The organism is Paenibacillus sp. 01T442 (assembly GCF_056398345.1).
Window position 1 is genome coordinate 1 of sequence record NZ_JBFTPF010000055.1, and the last position, 18,332, is coordinate 18,332.

General features: G+C 43.9%; 12 protein-coding genes. 10 read left to right on the plus strand and 2 right to left on the minus strand.

Annotated elements, in window-relative coordinates; genetic code table 11:
• Together AC1DLM_RS27000 and AC1DLM_RS27005 are read right to left on the minus strand one after the other, a co-directional pair.
• Positions 1-798, minus strand: a 798-nt coding sequence (locus tag AC1DLM_RS27000; protein ID WP_477571686.1) for an iron chelate uptake ABC transporter family permease subunit, incomplete at its 3' end; no start/stop codon positions are given.
• Positions 799-809: 11 nt separating this feature from the next.
• Positions 810-1,829 carry an ABC transporter substrate-binding protein gene (locus AC1DLM_RS27005; protein WP_477571687.1) on the minus strand — a complete coding sequence of 340 codons (1,020 nt, stop codon included), beginning with the start codon at positions 1,827-1,829 and terminating at the stop codon, positions 810-812.
• 239 nt (positions 1,830-2,068) lie between these two features.
• Here AC1DLM_RS27005 and leuC point away from each other — a divergent pair, with 239 nt between their 5' ends.
• The 10 genes from leuC to AC1DLM_RS27055 all read left to right on the plus strand — a co-directional run bounded on the left by leuC (position 2,069) and on the right by AC1DLM_RS27055 (position 18,263).
• Entirely contained in the window at positions 2,069-3,490 is a 1,422-nt protein-coding gene (leuC, locus tag AC1DLM_RS27010; protein WP_477571688.1) for a 3-isopropylmalate dehydratase large subunit, read from the plus strand.
• Between the two features lie 68 nt (positions 3,491-3,558).
• Complete coding sequence (leuD, locus tag AC1DLM_RS27015; protein ID WP_028554372.1) at positions 3,559-4,164, plus strand: 3-isopropylmalate dehydratase small subunit; 606 nt, start codon at positions 3,559-3,561, stop codon at positions 4,162-4,164.
• Positions 4,165-4,424: 260 nt separating this feature from the next.
• Positions 4,425-5,933, plus strand: coding sequence for an N-acetylmuramoyl-L-alanine amidase (locus AC1DLM_RS27020; RefSeq protein WP_477571689.1), 1,509 nt, complete (start codon positions 4,425-4,427; stop codon positions 5,931-5,933).
• 68 nt (positions 5,934-6,001) lie between these two features.
• Positions 6,002-6,586 carry a GerMN domain-containing protein gene (locus AC1DLM_RS27025; protein WP_441986699.1) on the plus strand — a complete coding sequence of 195 codons (585 nt, stop codon included), beginning with the start codon at positions 6,002-6,004 and terminating at the stop codon, positions 6,584-6,586.
• Between the two features lie 30 nt (positions 6,587-6,616).
• Entirely contained in the window at positions 6,617-9,346 is a 2,730-nt protein-coding gene (locus AC1DLM_RS27030; protein ID WP_477571690.1) for an S-layer homology domain-containing protein, read from the plus strand.
• A 194-nt stretch (positions 9,347-9,540) separates the two neighbouring features.
• Positions 9,541-10,212 (plus strand): endonuclease III, encoded by a 672-nt coding sequence (nth, locus tag AC1DLM_RS27035; protein ID WP_477571691.1) that lies wholly within the window; start codon positions 9,541-9,543, stop codon positions 10,210-10,212.
• Between the two features lie 25 nt (positions 10,213-10,237).
• Positions 10,238-10,513 (plus strand): hypothetical protein, encoded by a 276-nt coding sequence (locus AC1DLM_RS27040; RefSeq protein WP_028554377.1) that lies wholly within the window; start codon positions 10,238-10,240, stop codon positions 10,511-10,513.
• An 87-nt stretch (positions 10,514-10,600) separates the two neighbouring features.
• Positions 10,601-14,314 carry a dynamin family protein gene (locus AC1DLM_RS27045; protein ID WP_477571692.1) on the plus strand — a complete coding sequence of 1,238 codons (3,714 nt, stop codon included), beginning with the start codon at positions 10,601-10,603 and terminating at the stop codon, positions 14,312-14,314.
• Positions 14,315-14,577: 263 nt separating this feature from the next.
• Positions 14,578-16,419: an ABC transporter ATP-binding protein gene (locus tag AC1DLM_RS27050; RefSeq protein WP_477571693.1), complete on the plus strand. Its 1,842-nt coding sequence runs from the start codon at positions 14,578-14,580 to the stop codon at positions 16,417-16,419.
• Entirely contained in the window at positions 16,416-18,263 is a 1,848-nt protein-coding gene (locus AC1DLM_RS27055; RefSeq protein WP_477571694.1) for an ABC transporter ATP-binding protein, read from the plus strand. The genes AC1DLM_RS27050 and AC1DLM_RS27055 overlap by 4 nt, the downstream gene beginning before the upstream one ends.
• Positions 18,264-18,332 lie beyond the last annotated feature (69 nt).

Sequence of the window (18,332 nt, forward strand, 5' to 3'; positions counted from 1 at the left end):
GATAAAACCTATGGGTCCTACAACGCTAACTGTAACTCCGGCAAGTAGAATGGCAGAGACAAGGGCTACCATCCGAACTATATTTACATTTTCACCTAGTGAAACAGCCGTTTCCTCATTTAAGGCAAGCATATCCAGCTTCTGACTGAAAAGTAAAGCTACGACAAGTCCAATGCATACCCAAGGGAGTGCATATTGGACACCTTGCCAATCGTTCTGTCCCAACGCACCTGATCCCCACATAAATAAGCCATTTGTTTCATTCTCATACATAATTTGCAGACCACTTGTGAAGGCAGATAGTACTAGCGTTACGATCATGCCTGCAAGTGCCATGCGAAGTGGCGAACTTTTGCGACCGCCTGACATGAAATAGGCCATGAACGCGGCGCCGCATGCACCTAATAACGCTAGAAGCAAGGAATGATCAGACTTTAGTGCAGGGAAAAATACCGCCGCCAAAACGATGATGAAATACGCACCAGCGTTCAGGCCAAGTGTTGATGCGGAGGCAAGGGGATTGCGGGTGACTGTTTGTAGCAGTGCTCCTGCAACAGCAAGGGCAGCACCAGCAAGCATACCAATGACAGCGCGCGGCATGCGAAGCCCCCGCACCATATGATGGTCGGGGGTATCTTGTGGAGATATCAAAGCTTGGATGACCGTATGAACAGTTATGTTCGCTTCTCCTTGTGTCAAATTGAGGAAAAGGAGAAGGCAGAGTGCGAGCAGTCCGCCGCCAAACACAAGAAGTGACTTCCATTCGATATAAGCGAAACGGTTCGTTTTCGATTTCATCGCGGGTTGGATCATTTTGTTAATGCAGTTGCAGCAAGTTCAGCGAACACTTTAGCTGATAATGGACCACCAAACGTCCATGTATTACCAGGTAGTTTGAAAGTCTTGTTTTCCTTCACAAAAGCAAGACCTTTCCAAACGGCATTGTCTTTCAGTTGTTTCTCAAATACATTGTCATTATCTTGAACGTTGTAGAAGAAGTTCGCATTTTGGACAGCTGGTAAAGCTTCAACAGAAGCTGTAGAGAATCCATAAAGCTCAAACTTGCTTGATTTGAAGACGTTTTTCAATCCGATACGTTGCAGAATTTGTACAACCATGGAGTTGTCTGTGAACATACGCAGATCCGCATTGTTTTGATTACTGTATGCTTGTGTTAAAGCGAATTCGGCGCCATCTTTTTTCGCTGTTGCTAATTTCGCTTTTGTATCCGCAAAGGCTTTGTCAAGATCAGCTACGACTTTGTCGCCTTCAGCTTTCTTACCTGTTACATCTGCAATTGTCTTGAATGTTGTTAACATGCCTTCAAATTGATCGCCTTTTCCTTCAGCTGGATAGGATTCGAAAACGATCGTTGGAGCGATTTTGGAAAGTGCTTCATAATTTTTACTCGAACGCAATGTGCTTGTGATAATAAGATCTGGCTTCAAGCCTGTAATCGTTTCTAAGTTAGGCTCTTGACGAGTCCMCACATCAACAACGGAGGCATCAAGTGCAGGCTTCACATTGACCCATGTGTTGTAACCTTTTGTATCAGCTTGACCCACAGGTTGAATTCCTAGAGCAAGAACATCCTCGGTATAGGCCCATTCTAATGTAACAATGCGTTTCGGTGTACCTTTAATTGTAGTAGTTCCTAGTGGATRTGTAATGGTTTTCACTGCATCTGCTGCAGGTGTAGCAACTGCTGATGCTGCAGGCTGAACAGATGATGCTGGAGTAGGTGTAGAAGTTGAAGTTCCGCAAGCTGCGGTGATGAAAAGTAACATGAGTGAAAGTGTAAATGTAACTGGTTTAATAAAGTTTCGCACAATAAAATCCCCCTGAATGTATGTATTCCAATGATAGGTGAATCGATGGCCAATTCGATATCACTAAGAGAATGATAATCATTATCAATGTGAAAGTCAACCATTAGTTATTATATAGGAATAATCTATCAAGCTTATAGTTATTATATCTTGGAACTATGACGTGATCCGTGCTAAAGTACTATATGAGGGTAAGACATTAGCAAACTAATGCGGATAATGACAAGAGGTGACTGGGTATGAGTAAAAAGACAATGTTCGAGAAGATTTGGGATAATCACGTTATTAACCAGGAAGATGGCAAGCCTAGCGTTATTTATATTGATTTGCATCTAGTGCATKAAGTAACTTCACCGCAAGCCTTTGAAGGGCTTCGTTTGTCCGGTCGTAAAGTTCGTCGTCCTGACTTAACTTTCGCAACAATGGACCACAACGTTCCAACGAAAGATCGTTTCAATATTACAGATCCAATTTCGAAGCAACAAATCGATACGCTTTCACAAAACTGCCGTGACTTCGGCGTTACACTTTTTGACTTGGACAGCTTAGATCAAGGTGTCGTTCACGTTATGGGACCTGAACTGGGTCTTACACACCCTGGTAAAACAATCGTTTGTGGCGACAGCCATACTTCGACACATGGCGCATTCGGCGCACTTGCTTTCGGTATTGGTACAAGTGAAGTTGAACACGTAATGGCAACACAAACTTTGCAACAATCCAGAGCAAAATCCCTTGAAGTTCGTATCACAGGAAGCTTGAAACCAGGCGTTACAGCAAAGGATTTGATCCTTGGTGTTATCGCAAAATACGGAACAGACTTCGCAACAGGTTATGTTATTGAGTACACAGGTGAAGCGATCCGTGGTCTTTCCATGGAAGAGCGCATGACTGTGTGTAACATGTCCATCGAAGGTGGAGCTCGTGCTGGTCTAATTGCTCCGGATGCTACTACTTTTAACTACCTGCGTGGTCGTGAGTATGTACCGCAAGGTGCTGATTTCGACGCAGCTGTAGCAGAGTGGGCGAATCTTGTTACTGACGAAGGCGCTACGTATGACTGGGTATTGGAGTTCGACGCAGATACATTGATCCCGCAAGTAACCTGGGGTACGAGCCCTGGTATGGGAACAAGCGTTACTTCCTTGGTTCCAGATCCACAAAGCTTCGAAACAGAGAATGAACGTAAAGCGGCTGAAAAAGCGCTTGAATATATGGATTTAACACCAGGAACACCTATGACAGAACTGAAAGTAGATTATGTCTTCATCGGTTCTTGTACAAACGGACGTATCGAAGATCTTCGTGCAGCAGCTAAGATTGCGCAAGGTTACTCCGTAGATCCAAGTGTAACGGCAATCGTTGTTCCAGGTTCTGGACGTGTTAAAATTCAAGCTGAAAAAGAAGGCTTGGATAAAATTTTCTCCGCAGCAGGATTTGAATGGCGCGATGCGGGCTGCAGTATGTGTTTGGCGATGAACCCAGACGTACTTCAACCAGGACAACGTTGTGCTTCCACTTCCAACCGTAACTTCGAAGGTCGTCAAGGCCGCGGCGGACGTACACACCTTGTTTCCCCAGCTATGGCTGTTGCTGCAGCGATCAAAGGTCATTTCTATGACGTTCGCGATTGGGAAATTAAAGAATATCAACAAGCTTAATTTCGGCTAATGAATGTAATGTTTAAATGCTAGTTTTGCTGTAGCAAAACTTTAAGGAGAATGAGAACATGGAAGCTTTCAAACAACATACAGGTCTTGTAGGCCCTGTTGATCGTGTAAACGTAGATACAGATGCAATTATCCCTAAACAATTTCTTAAACGCATTGAGCGTTCAGGCTTCGGACAATTCCTTTTCTTCGAGTGGAGATGGGATGAAGCAGGTAACGTAATCGAGAATTTTCCATTAAATCAAGATCGTTACCAAGGAGCTTCCGTACTGATTTCCAGAGCGAACTTTGGTTGCGGATCTTCCCGTGAGCACGCACCTTGGGCGATCCAAGATTTCGGATTCCGCGTTATCATCGCGCCTTCCTATGCGGATATTTTCTACAACAACTGTTTCAAAAACAGTATTCTGCCAATCAAATTGTCGGAAGAGCAAGTTGAAGATTTGTTCCAGCGTACTGCGAAGCACGAAGGATACAAATTAAATGTTGATTTAGAAAATAAAAAGCTGACTGATGAGTACGGTCTTGAAATCCAATTTGATTTGGATGAACACCGTCGTCAATTCTTGCTTCAAGGCTTGGATGACATCGGATTGACACTTCAACATGAAGCGAAAATCACAGCTTATGAGCAAGCTCACCAAAAACGTTTAGCTTACAAATAAGCAAAAACAAGAAGACGTATCCCAAGTGGGATACGTCTTCTTTGTTTTTGTTTTCAAGTTTTATATATAAATCTTGCAACTTTTGGCAATTTACTTCGTCTAATAGATTACTAGAATGTCGAAGTAAAGGAGGTTGTGCTGTCAGGTATAGGTTAATTTTGCTATAATATAATGGAAGCTGATAGTTTCGTAGAATTAGCTGATTGGTTGCGTTCCTACATCCCCCCGAATCCCCCAATTCCGACATTACATAGAGGTGAATGATGAAATTTCCTGCATTTTGTTTGTTTTTGCTCGCATGTTTGTTGCTGCTGCCAACTACCGCTTTTGGAGCTGAAGCGCCAAAGCCGATTAAGCTTTATATGAATGAGAAGCAACTTGAAGTCCAAGGTGTTCAACCCCGAATTGTGAATGATAATACGATTGTTCCCGTTCGAATCATTGTCGAACAAATCGGAGCAAAAGTGAGCTGGGACGAAGCTACAAGTAAAGTTACAATCGTGAAGGACAAAATCAATATCCAACTCGTGATAAACAGTGTAACAGCTCTCATTAATGGAAAAAAAGAAACGTTAGAAGTAGGACCTAAGATAGAAAATGGCTCAACAATGCTTCCGCTGCGTTTCATCGGTGAAGTATTGGGTATTGAATTTAAGTGGGATGGCGCTACTTCTTCCGTGCATATGTTCAAAGATATTGAAACGGATTCTAAACCAGTTACGGGTCCTGTAGAAGTAGTTCCAGATGGAGGTACAGCAAATCCAGAGACCAAACCTCCAGGAACGAAGCCTTCTACCGGGACAACCACAGGAAACGGTACTGGATCTGGTACAGGTACAGGTACAGGTACAGGTACAGGTACAGGTACAGGTACAGGTACAATCACACCTGACCCGTCTGTTCATGTGATTACTGCTATTTCACTATCCGAAACGGAGTTTACTGTCATTGCTAAGGATGGAAGCCTAAGTCCGAAGGTCTTAACTTTATCGAATCCTTCGCGTCTTGTGTTTGATTTCCCTAACACCACATTGGATGAGTCGCTGCAGAAGCTACTTGTTAAAAATTCTGGAGAATTGCCATCCAAGCAGCCGTTAGTGTCCAAAGTGCGATTTTCAAATTTCAATGATAATCCGGCAACAGTTCGAATTATTCTGGATTTGAACGCGCCAGCGGAGTACCAGACGATTACGTCTAAACTTCCTAATCAATGGAAGGCTTCGATTGGTGAGAGGAAATTAACGGTTATCATCGATGCTGGTCACGGTGACAATGATCCTGGCGCACTTTCTATTACGGGTAAGCATGAGAAGGAATTTACACTTGCTACAGCGAAGAAGGTAGAGGCACTATTAGCGAAAGATAAGCAGATCCATGTTCTGATGACCCGTTCTGATGATACTTTTATTCCATTAGATGATCGTGTTTCTTTTGCCAATGATATTTCAGCAGACTTATTTTTATCAATCCACGGAAATAGTGCCAAAGCAACTGTATCAGGAACGGAAACATACTATAACAGGCCAGAAAGCTTAGATTTCGCCAACGTAATTCATAAGTACGCTGTTCCAGCTACTGGGTTTGCTGATCGAAAGGTTCGTCAAGCAGATTTCCGCGTTATCACCAAAACTAGTATGCCTGCAGTCTTGCTTGAAGTCGGTTATTTGTCCAATAAGAATGATGAATCTGCGATGTACAAAGAGGCATTCCAGGATAAATTAGCTGCTTCACTTGTTGCCGCGATTAAGGAATATTTGAACCTTAAGTAAGCATGTTGACCATCAAGCGGATCAAAATAGGCTAGCCTGTCTAGGCATAACGCTAAGGAGTGAATAAGATGAACAAAACAAGTCGCCTAGTTCGAGGAGCGCTCCTTGTAAGTGCCATCACATTGTCTGTTACGGCTTGTGGCCAGAAAACTCAATTAACTGGGGCCGCTACGACGGTACCGCAAGCAACTTCTACACCTATTGCAACACCTTCCACACCAACGATCACACCAAAACCTACAGTAGCGCCTCATAAGCAGTTGCAGGTAAAAGCTTATTATAGTGATCAAGATGAAATGAAGCTCGTTGAAAAAGTGGTCACAGTGAGTGTAGAGAAGGACTCTGATGCCTATGAGGCTGCTCTTAAAGCTCTTCAGAAAAGTGATGATCCGAAGGCCATTCCCTTATTCGATGATTTGAAATTCACAAGTGTGAAATTTGATAGCGTCAAAGGCGAAATGAAGCTGGATATGACATTCGGTCCCAAAACGCAATTAGGTGCTCCAGGGGAAGAGTTATTCGTACAAGCACTGAAGAAAACAATTTTTCAATTCCCAGAAGTAAAGACATTGTACGTAACGAAAGATGGTAAGCAAGTAGATAGTCTAATGGGACATTTGGAGCTTCCTTATCCAATTAAACGACCTAACTAAATAGGAACTGAAGAGGAGTTAACTTTGATTATGAAAAATAAGAAATTGGCGAGTGCTATCGTAAGCTCAATGATCATCACAAGTCTAGCAGGCACGCCAGTCCTTGCAGCACCCGTGAATACATCAACAACTTCAACAACAACCTCCAACGCGAATGTTCGTTTATCTTTCAACGATGTAAGCAGTAACTACTGGGGGATTCGTCATATTTCCAAGCTTGCTTTGGAAGGCGTGATTGAGGGAGTAGGAGATGGCATCTATTCACCAGAAACGTCAGTAACGCAACAAGATGTGCTCATTATGGCTACGCGCATGATGGGTCTGCAATCGGATGTTGATACATTGGCTACTGAAACCGTATTTCCTGATTTCATGTTAGTGGATAAATACGCACGGAACTATGTGGCACTCGCGCTGCAAAAGGGCTTAATTTCAACAGAGCAAGAAAAATTGAGAAGCCAAGGTTCGAAGATTGTCGGCAATTGGGGACAACAAAAAGCGACGAGAGAATGGGTCGCTGAAGTCGTCATTCGCGCCATTGGCAAAGCATCTCTTGCACAAAGCTTATCGAGCAAGGCAACATCATTCACAGATAATACACAGATCAGCAGCAGTGCATTAGGTTTTATTAATGCAGCCGTTGCACTGAAGATTGTAGATGGTTTTGAGGATGGTTCTTTTCAACCGAAAGGCGCTGTAACTCGTGCGCAAATGGCGGCTTTCCTAAGTCGTTCTCAAAAGGATTCGATTACTTTGCCAGAGCGTGCCAAGAAGGGCTATTTGACTAGCCTAACGAGCGGCAGTATTGGTCTTATGGATAAAGATGGAAATACAAGCACTTATAAGATTTCGCCGAATACGGTATTTTTCGGAAACCATAATGATCTTGCTATTTCATCGAAAGAATTGCAAGAAACGTATGAAATATCGATTGTTCAAGTAAACGGAACAGCTTATTATGTTGAAATTATAAGTTATGTACTGCGCATGGACATTCACGAAGGTCAGTTGTTAAAGCTAAATCTAACAACGATGAAAGCTACTCTAGATGATTATGAAAGCTACGATTTGGCGTCGGATGTTGCTGTAACCGATATCGATGGGAGAGGTCTTAGCTTAGGTGAGATCGTTTCGGGCAGCACGATTCAAATTCGTAAAAGTCAACTTGTAGACAGCGACAAATATACATCTATCGTTGTGAAACAAGTTCCAGTGAACAAAACAGCGGTTGGAGATATTCAGACGTTAAATAAGGACGCTATGCAATTGACATTGCTGGATTCAGCAACTGGTGAGCCTGAGACGTTTGGTTTCTCAAGTAATTTAGTTGCGACACTCGCAGATAATACATTAATTAGTGTTGATGCTATCCATGTTGGTGATACGGTTGAATACACGGTTAAGAATAGTGAAATTGTTAAGATAATTGTTAAAAAACAAGCGGATGTTGGAACGAGTGTAGAAGGAACGTTCAAACAATTCACGGACGATMATTCTACGATTTTGATCAATAAAACTTCTGGTAAAACAGTCGATGCCTTTGAGTTGAGTAATAATACGAACGTTATTATTAATGGTTTAACGAACGCTAGTATTTATGATTTGGCTGCAGGAGATCAATTAAAGCTAGACGTGTTGAATAATAAGGTTACAACGATTACTGTAATAAATCGATCCATTGAGAATTTATATTTTGCTAAAATCATTGATTATAAGGACTCATCAAAAATTCTAACAGTTACAGATAATGCAGGAAATCCAAATGCTTATATTTTAAATGATGGTATCTCCATCACGTTTAATGGCAGTAAATTGCCGTTTAGCTCTTTTAATGGTATTTTTACCCCTGGTAAATATGTAGATGTACTGGTTTCTAATAAAAAAGTGTTGAGTATTCAAATGTCCACTCAGTTAGATGGCGGATTGACACAATTGAATTTACAGACGAATGATGTCACGTTGAAAACAGATAGTGGACAAAGCTTAACATTTAAACTGAACTATACACCTATCGTTGAAGTTGCAAATAAGCCAAACAGTACGATTTCCGATTTGAAAGTGGGAGATAAGGTAAGTCTTCTGCTTAGTTATGATCAAACGACAGTAACTAAAATCGTCACAACGAACACGACCATATATAAAACTCTTCTAACCAATGCGAACTTGAAACAAGCTACGGTTATGGATGGCACGAATACGAACTATACAATCGCATTAGATGGTGTTTCCCTTGTGAAAGCTGATGGTACAAGTGCAGTGTTCGCTGACTTGGCGATTGACGACTATGTGAAATTAACATTCAAAGGACTCGCGATCACGAAGGCAGAGTTGATTACGCCGATTCGTGGTAAAGTAACCGCTGTGAATGCTGCAGGGACGAGCTTGACTGTTCAAGATTTTACGGGTAAAAGTCAAGTCATTAATGCAGGCAGCAATTACAGTGTGAAGTTGAATGGTGGTGTGGACTTGAGCTTCTCTTCGATTAAAGTGGGGGATCGCGTTCAATTGATGAAGGATATCAATGATAAATTGCTTATCCAAGTAGCTGTTGCTTCTAAACGTGAGTTTGATCAATATAGCTCTACATTGAACCAAGTGTACATGAAAGCTACTAGTGTAGGTGATCGGACTGCGTTCAATTTGTTCCCGAGAGGCTACTTCCATACGGGTTCCACAGTTGTACCGCTGACCTCCTATACAGCTGGTGATCAATTGAATTTGTATATCCTTGACAATAAAATTGTTGAGATTGAAAAGTAGAAATTTGAACAAAAGTTAAGTGACAACCGTCTGTTTGAAGAAGCTAATCTTCTCTTACAGACGGTTTTTTACTAATTTTCAAAAAAAAATGTTTATTTTTTAGAAAATGTTCGCATTTTGACGCTTTCAAGGATTGATTATGACCTAACAATTCGCTAAACTGGAGAATATTACGACCCTAAGGAAGATCAGCTATGACACAGAAGACAGTAAGACATATTCTGGATACAATCGGTGAGCTATATCCGGATGCGCATTGTGAGTTGAACCACAGTAATCCATTTGAATTAACGATTGCTGTATTACTATCGGCTCAGTGTACAGATGAAACCGTGAATAAGGTTACTAAAGACTTGTTTGCGAAGTACAAACGCCCTGAAGATTACTTGGCTGTTCCGTTAGAGGAATTGGAGCAAGATATTCGGAGGATTGGACTATTTCGTAACAAGGCTAGTCATATTCATAAGCTGTGTCAATTGCTACTGGACAAGTTCGGTGGTGAAATTCCTGAGAAGCATGAGCAGTTGGTTGAATTGCCAGGTGTAGGACGTAAGACAGCAAATGTCGTTGTATCGAACGCATTCGGCGTGCCGGCCATTGCGGTTGACACACATGTGGAACGAGTCTCTAAGCGATTAGGACTTGTAGGCTTGGATGATTCCGTGCTGGAAGTTGAAAAGAAGTTAATGAAGAAAGTTCCTCGAGACGAATGGACGCTAACACATCATCGACTCATTTTCTTTGGTCGATATCACTGTAAGGCACAGAACCCCAACTGCACCTTCTGTCCTCTTTTGGACAAATGCCGTGAGGGGAAGAAGCGTATGAAACCACAGCCAACTAGGAAAACTATTACAAACAAATGAAATGCTGACAAAGGATGGGATTGAAATGAAATGCATCGCCGTATATACGAATAGTTTCGAATTGTTCTCCGATATTTATGAGCAAGTTATCAACACACCGTTAGCCGATAATGAGGAAAAAGTCATTGAAGGTGTAACTGTCAGTGAATCAGGTGAGGTTCCTCAGAATTACATAGACAAAATGAAAACAAAATCCGAGGTTGTTGTGATGAAAGTGAAGGATTCGGATATTACGATTCTTCAACATCGTGACGTTTTTGAAATTTTCCTACCGGAAAAAGAAAAAATCGCCCTCACGTAAGTCCAGAATCTCCCTTTGGGAGATTTTTTTTCTGTATAGCTGAGAGGAAGTCCTAAAGAACAATTCATAGAGGAGCGGAATGAACGAATGACGCAATTAGTAGCTGGAAGCATCACGGTCATGCCGGATGCACTTAAGAAGATGCAGCAAGTGCTTGGGCATGCAGGTGATGGTGATAATGCCACGAAAATGGGGCAATTGCTGGATAAGCTCGATAGTGGACGGATGAATATTGCGTTCTGCGGGCATTTCTCTGCTGGAAAATCAACACTTATTAATCAGCTGTGTGGCCAAGCGTTGTTACCATCAAGTCCAATTCCAACGAGTGCTAATATTGTTAGTATTCGTAATGGGCAACCTGGAGCGCATGTCACTCATCGCAGCCATGATGGGAAGGTTAATCCACAAGGGAAGACGACAACCATTCCACTAAGCGAGCTAGAGGCCTATTGTGTGAACGGAACGGATATCGAAACGGTTGAGATTACTTACCCTATTCCTTTTCTCGGTGAAGATACAGCCTTGCTGGACACTCCGGGCATTGATTCTACAGATGATGCGCATCATCAATCTACCGAGTCTGCTTTGCATTTAGCTGATGTGGTGTTCTATGTGATGGACTATAACCATGTGCAGTCAGAAGTGAATTTAGCGTTCACGAAGAAAATGAAAGAGTGGGGGAAACCGCTCTATCTCGTTGTTAATAWGATTGATAAACATAAGGAGTGGGAGCTTCCTTTCGAGCAGTACAAAAGTGGAACGAAGCAAGCCTTCTTAAATTGGGGCATTGAGCCTGATGATTTGTTGTTTGTGACGATGAAGGAGCCAGCTCATCCACATAATGAGTATGCTAAGCTGCAGTGGCTGCTGAGCCGTCTTATCGAGCGTGGCGATATCTTGCGTAGTTATAGCATTGATGCTTCAGCACGCTATTTGGCTGCGGAACACAGCAAATGGATGGCGGAGCAACATGAACCGCAAAAGGCGGAGTTGCTGGAATCGATCAACGAGGAAGGCGATGTTGAGGACGTTCAATTGTTGGCTGTTACAAAGCAGAATGAGCTAAACAACTTGAATAACTTGCCTGAATTGTTAATTACAGACCTTCGTAAAGATGTTGGCGCCATAATTGAGAATGCGAATATTACGCCTTCGCTAACTAGGGATTATGCGAATGCCTATCTGGATAGCCGTAAGCCCGGATTTAAGGTTGGATTTTTCTCAAGCGCAGCAAAGACCGCTGCAGAGCAAGAGAAACGGCTAACCGCGTTTCAGGCCGAATTGGCAGAGCAAGTAGAAGCACAGCTGGATTGGCATTTACGAGATGCGCTGAAAAAGGCAGCAAGCGAGCAAGGCCAACATGACGCTGCGCTAATTGCACAGATTGAAGCGCTGAAGGTTGAAGTTACTGGCGAGTTGATCGGTTCACAAGTGAATACAGGAGCGACGTTTGGCGGCGAGTATACGCTGAACTACATGAAGCAGCTTGCTGGGGAACTGAAGCTGCAGTACCGCAAACTGGCGTTTGCGGTGATTGACATCATCGCGGCCTCGGTCCGCGAGAACTCGCGCCCAGCCGCCGCTGCGCTCGCGGCTGAGCTGCAAGCCCTGAGCGGCCGGCTGAGCGCCTGCCGCGAGCTCGCCCGCCTCGAGGAAGCCGAGGCGGCGGCAGAAACCCAGCTGCTGCGCATAGCCAGCTGGGAAAGACCTTCTGCGCCGGCGCTGCCGGATGCGCAGCAGTACACGGCCATGGAGGAGCCGGCAGCAGCCCCGCTGAGCGGGGCTAACCTGCACGTGACCTCCATGGGCACGATCCTGCAGGCGGCCGCGACAGCATCGGCGGCAGCAGGCACGGACGCGGCCGCCCCTGCGGCGGCAGCGGAGCCGTCCGCAGTGCCGTCATCCGTGTTCACCACGGGTGAACACGGCAGGCGCATGGAGCGCAAGGCCGCTGACTTGCAGGCGGCCTCGAGCCTCATCGACGGGCTGCCGTCGATGCGGTCGCTCGCGCGCTCCATGCGCGAGAAAGTGGAACGTCTGCGCCAGCGGACGTTCACGATTGCGCTGTTCGGCGCGTTCAGCGCTGGTAAATCTTCGTTCGCCAATGCGTTGATTGGTGAACGGGTGTTGCCAGTGTCGCCGAATCCGACGACGGCGGCGATCAACAAGATCATGCCGCCAACGGAAGGCTGGCCGCATGGCACGGCTAAGGTCAAGATGAAGAAGGCAGACGCCATCTTGGAAGATGTCCTGTACTCGCTTCAAATTCTTGGCGTAGAGGCGACGGATATGACTAGCGCGTTGAAGCGGATTAGTCAGCTTTCACCTGCTGACGTAACAGCCAAAGGAAAACCGCATTTCTCGTTCCTGAAAGCCGTTGAGAAAGGTTGGGAAGCAGCCTCCGATCATTTGGGGACTGAACTTCGGATCACTAAAGATGAATTTTCAGGTTATGTGGCGGAAGAACATAAATCCTGCTTTGTAGAATTTATTGAATTATATTATTCCAACCCACTGACAGATCAAGGTATCATTTTCGTGGATACCCCAGGGGCAGATTCCATTAACGCTCGACATACGGGTGTCGCTTTTAACTATATTAAAAATGCAGATGCCATTCTTTTCGTCACTTATTATAACCATGCTTTTTCCCAAGCGGATCGTGAGTTCCTGCTCCAGCTTGGCCGTGTGAAGGATAGCTTTGAAATGGATAAAATGTTTTTCATCGTGAATGCAGCGGATTTGGCGGCAAGCTCAGAGGAGCTGGCAGGTGTTGTAAAGCATGTGGAAACGAATTTGGTTCAGCATGGTATTCGTCATCCTCGTATTTATCCGATTTCCAGTTATTTGGCAGCTGAAGGAAAAATCAATGGCAACGAGAACTTAGTTGCACAATCGGGCATTCAACCATTCGAACAGCAATTTGTTCAATTTACTTTGAATGAGCTCAGTGATGTAGCTATTCATTCGGCTAATCTGGAGCTGCACCGAGCCATTGGCACGATGCAGAAGTGGCTGGAGCGAGCACAATCCGGTGAGGAAGAACGTAGACTACAGCTCATTATGCTGGACGAGTCGGAACAGCAGGGCTTAGAACTGCTAGATGACACACGGTATGATGCTGAGCTTAAGGAATTGAAAAAAGAAATTCAAGAATTGATGTATTACGTCAAACAACGAACGATGTATCGGTTTGGCGAGCTCTATAATTTCGCTTTCAATCCATCTACGTTCCGTGATGAGGCCAAAGATCCGAAAGCTGCACTCCAATTTGCATGGAATGAACTGTTGCGAATGATCGGCCATGATTTATCGCAAGAAGTGCTTGCGACTACACTACGTGTAGAGAATCGCATGAATCTCATCAGCACCAAACGGATGAATCGCTGGGGCGAGGAGCTTAGCTTGCTGTTAGAAGGTTTTGAGAAGGCTGCCTACGAGTCCAATGCGTTTGCGACGCCTGAAGTGACAACGAAGCTTGAAGCTTCGGAAGTGAACTTGAAGTTGCTTCAGAGTTATTTCAAAAATGCCAAGCAATTTTTTGAAGGTGATGGGAAAAGTAAGTTAAAGGCTGAATTGGAAAATCGGATCAATGCGCCGGTTGTTGCTTTTATTGAAAATCAAACATCAGAACTTGAACAAGCGTATGGCATCCAATTAGAAAATTGGTTAGCCCAGCAGAAATTCATTATGGAACAGCAGGTCAAAGAGCATGCAGAAGGGCTTCGTGATGCACTCCAAATGAAGATTGATTTGGATGAACTCATATCCAAACAGCATCAGTTGAAAGCATTTGTTTAGCCATTTAACAAAAGGGGGACTAGGTTCTGAGGAACTTAGTTGCCCCTTTTTTTGGATTGCTCATGTAAGGGCTTTCAATGGCGGTTATCCCGATGATTTAAAAGAATAGGGGGGATTACTACATGATTTTGTGAATTTATGCCTAATTAAGCGTTTAAATCCGAGTATCCTCGAATTGCTCACATATAGTGATGGTGTTAAGATTCATAAAGTGTTCACACATTATAAGCGTTTCAAATCTATCCTTTTAAGGAGGGCCCAAAGTGGATGTATTCAGGCAACTGAAGCCATATTTTTGGCCAGAGAAAAAACTGTTTTTTGGAGCTATTGCATGTCTTGCAATCGCTACCGCGCTCGGCTTGGTGTACCCCAATTTGCTTCGGTATCTGATTGACGAAGTTATCACCAAGAAGCAATTTGACCTGGTGCCTCGACTGGCACTAATCGTTGTTCTAGTCGTTTCTACGAAAGGGATGTTTCAGTTCTTACATGGTTTATGCGGGGGACGCTTAGGAAACCGTGTTGCATTCCACTTACGGAATGCGCTTTACCAAAAGCTGCAATATTTATCTTTCCAGTATTATGATCAAGCTAGAACAGGAGATCTCATGTCCAGGTTGACAGCTGATCTGGAGGCGATTCGCCAATTTATTGGTTTTGGCTTCGCACAAATGCTGAATGTGTTGTTAATGCTCGTTTTCGGCATGGGCATGATGTTCTCTATCAGTTGGAAGTTAGCTTTACTTACGATGATTACAATGCCATTTCTGGCATTTACGGCAGTACGCTTTGAAGGTAAAATTCACCCGGCTTTCCGGATGGTACGTCAGTCACTAAGCACGATGACGACGGCTGTACAGGAAAATATTACAGGTGTACGAACGGTTAAATCTTTTGCTCGCGAACCTCATGAGGTTGCCAAGTTCGCAGCACGCAATGAAGATTACAAGTCCATGAATATTGGATCGTCAGGAATTTGGGCGAAGTATTTTCCGATCATGGAAATTCTAGCGAACTTGAGTGTTGTAATTTTACTCGGCGCTGGCGGCTACATGGTTATTGACGGGACGATTTCACTAGGTGAATTGGTAGCCTGCTTTAGTCTCATTTGGTACATAATCGGTCCAATGTGGGGACTTGGTTTTCACATTAATAACTTTACGCAAACGAAAGCTTCTGGTGAAAAAATTCTAGAAGTACTACATCAATACATGCATGTCAAAGATAGCGAAAACGCTGCAGCTCTGACTAAGGTTGATGGGCATGTGAGATTCGATCATGTCACTTTCGCGTATCCTGAGAAACAGCCGGCACTTTATGATTTTACTTTGGATGCGCCTCCAGGCTCGGTTATTGGGTTGTTAGGAAGCACAGGGTCTGGAAAGACGACCGTGATTTCACTGCTCATGAGAGCTTATAACGTGAAAGAAGGTAAGGTCATGCTGGATGGGAAAGATATTCGTTCCTTGCAGCTTGAAAGCTACCGCAGCCAAATTTCAACGGTTTTCCAAGAAACATTCTTATTTTCATCTACAATTCTTAACAATATCGCTTATKGGCGCAAGGATGTAACGATGGATGAGATTATCCGCGCAGCTAAGCTTGCGAAAGCGCATGATTTTATTTCAGAGCTGCCAGAAGGATATAACACGCTAGTTGGTGAGCGAGGTCTCGGACTTTCCGGTGGTCAGAAGCAACGGATTGCTATCGCAAGAGCCTTGATCAAAGATCCAAAAATTCTCGTTCTAGATGATGCTACGAGTGCGGTTGATATGGAAACTGAGCATGAGATTCAAGCAGGCTTCGGTGAAGTTATGGCAGGTCGTACGACGTTTATCATCGCTCACCGAATCTCTTCGTTGAAGCACGCGGATGAAATCATCGTGCTTGATAAAGGGCGTGTCATTCAACGAGGTACGCATCAAGAACTTTTACAGCAAGAAGGCCTATACCGTCAAACGTATGACATTCAGTACGCGGATGGACCGCAAAATCAAACGGCACAGAACCAAGCTGCTGTTGCCCGTGAAGAAGGTACTTCTCAGGAATCGGTTGATGCCAAAATAAATCCAATCGCTAAGCCAGAAAGAAGGTTGGCAAATTGAGTACTACATCGAAGCAAGCTGATGCAGCTTCAACCAATCCAGATTCTCAAACAGGGCATCGCTTCGTATATCAAGATGATGAACTGATCGAAAAGCCTTTTGACTGGGGCCAATTAAAGCGCTTGTTTGGTTATATGAAGCCTTATCGTAAACAAATGCTCCCGATCATCATCATCATGATGCTATTGGGCGCGATTACCAAATTGACTGTTCCACTTCTCATCAGTAAAGCGATTGACAATGCCATTATACCCAAAGATAAGAACCTACTCATCCTGATCGTTGGTATTATGCTTAGTGTTTATCTCATTCAATGGATTGCTAACACCTTCCGCATCAAATATACGAACATGATAGGGCAACGCGTAATCTACGACCTCCGGCATGACCTTTTTAGCCATATTCAAAAGCTTTCATTCCGGTTCTTCGATACAAGACCAGCTGGATCCGTACTTGTTCGTGTAACGAACTATGTCAATTCGTTACAAGATTTGTTTACGAATGGTGTCGTCAACTTATTGATCGATATTGTACAACTGGTAGGAATCATCATCATTTTGTTATCTTTTAATTTTAAACTAGGTGCTTCGATCATCGTTACAGTTCCGATTATGTTTTTCATATCGACGAAGCTTCGGACCAAAATTCGCCGTTCCTGGCAGGACGTTACGATGAAGCAATCCCRATTAAATGCCCATTTAAACGAGTGTATTCAAGGTATTCGTGTCACACAGGCGTACACACAGGAGAAAGAGAACATTCAATTTTTCACGAAAATGAATATGACCAACCGGTTATCCTGGAACCGCGCATCCATGTTGAATCAATCTTTTGGGCCACTCATTGAAATTACAGGCGCGATAGGGTATTGTATCTTGTTCTGGTTAGGTGCCCATTTGGTTCAAACTGGGGAAATTTCCATTGGTTTGCTTGTTGCTTTTGCAACCTACATTGGGTACTTCTGGGAGCCAATTACGCGACTCGGGCAGATGTACTCCCAGTTATTAATTGCAATGGCTTCCGCAGAACGGATTTTTGAGTTCATCGATGAGAAACCAACGGTTTCCGAAATCGAGGGAGCCAAGGATTTACCACATGTACAAGGAAATGTGAAGTTCAAAGATCTCGTGTTTGAGTATGAGCCAGGACGTCCTGCGCTGAACAGGATCAATTTGGATGTAACCGCTGGACAATCCATCGCACTAGTGGGACATACAGGTTCAGGAAAAAGCACGATCATGAACTTGCTTTGCCGGTTCTATGACCCGAATGAGGGCGTTGTAGAAGTCGATGGTTACGACATCCGTCAAGTGACGATTCATAGTCTTCGCTCCCAAATTGGTGTCGTGCTCCAAGATACGTTTATTTTCTCGGGCACGATTCGCGATAACATTCGCTTTGGCCGTCTAGACGCCACAAACGATGAGATCGAGCAGGTAGCGAAAGCGGTTCATGCGCATGATTTTATTAGTAAGTTGCCCAATGGGTACGATACAGAGGTGCAAGAGCGCGGTAACGTACTATCGATGGGGCAGCGCCAATTGATTTCATTCGCGAGAGCGCTGCTTGCTAATCCGCGTGTGCTCATTTTGGATGAAGCGACTGCAAGTATTGACACAGATACGGAGCTCAAAATCCAAGAGGCACTGAAGACACTTCTAGCAGGTCGTACGTCCTTTATCGTGGCACATCGTCTATCAACGATTCGTAATGCCGACAAAATCGTCGTGCTTGATCATGGACGCATGATGGAAATTGGTAATCATGATGAGCTCATGAAGGAACAGAAGATCTACTACGGTTTGATCCAAGCTCAGTATAAATTTTTGCAGGATGCTGTGTAAACATAAGAAGAGGAGCTGCTTAGCCACTTGAATGTGGTTGGGYAGCTTTTTTATGTATTTAAGTGCTAG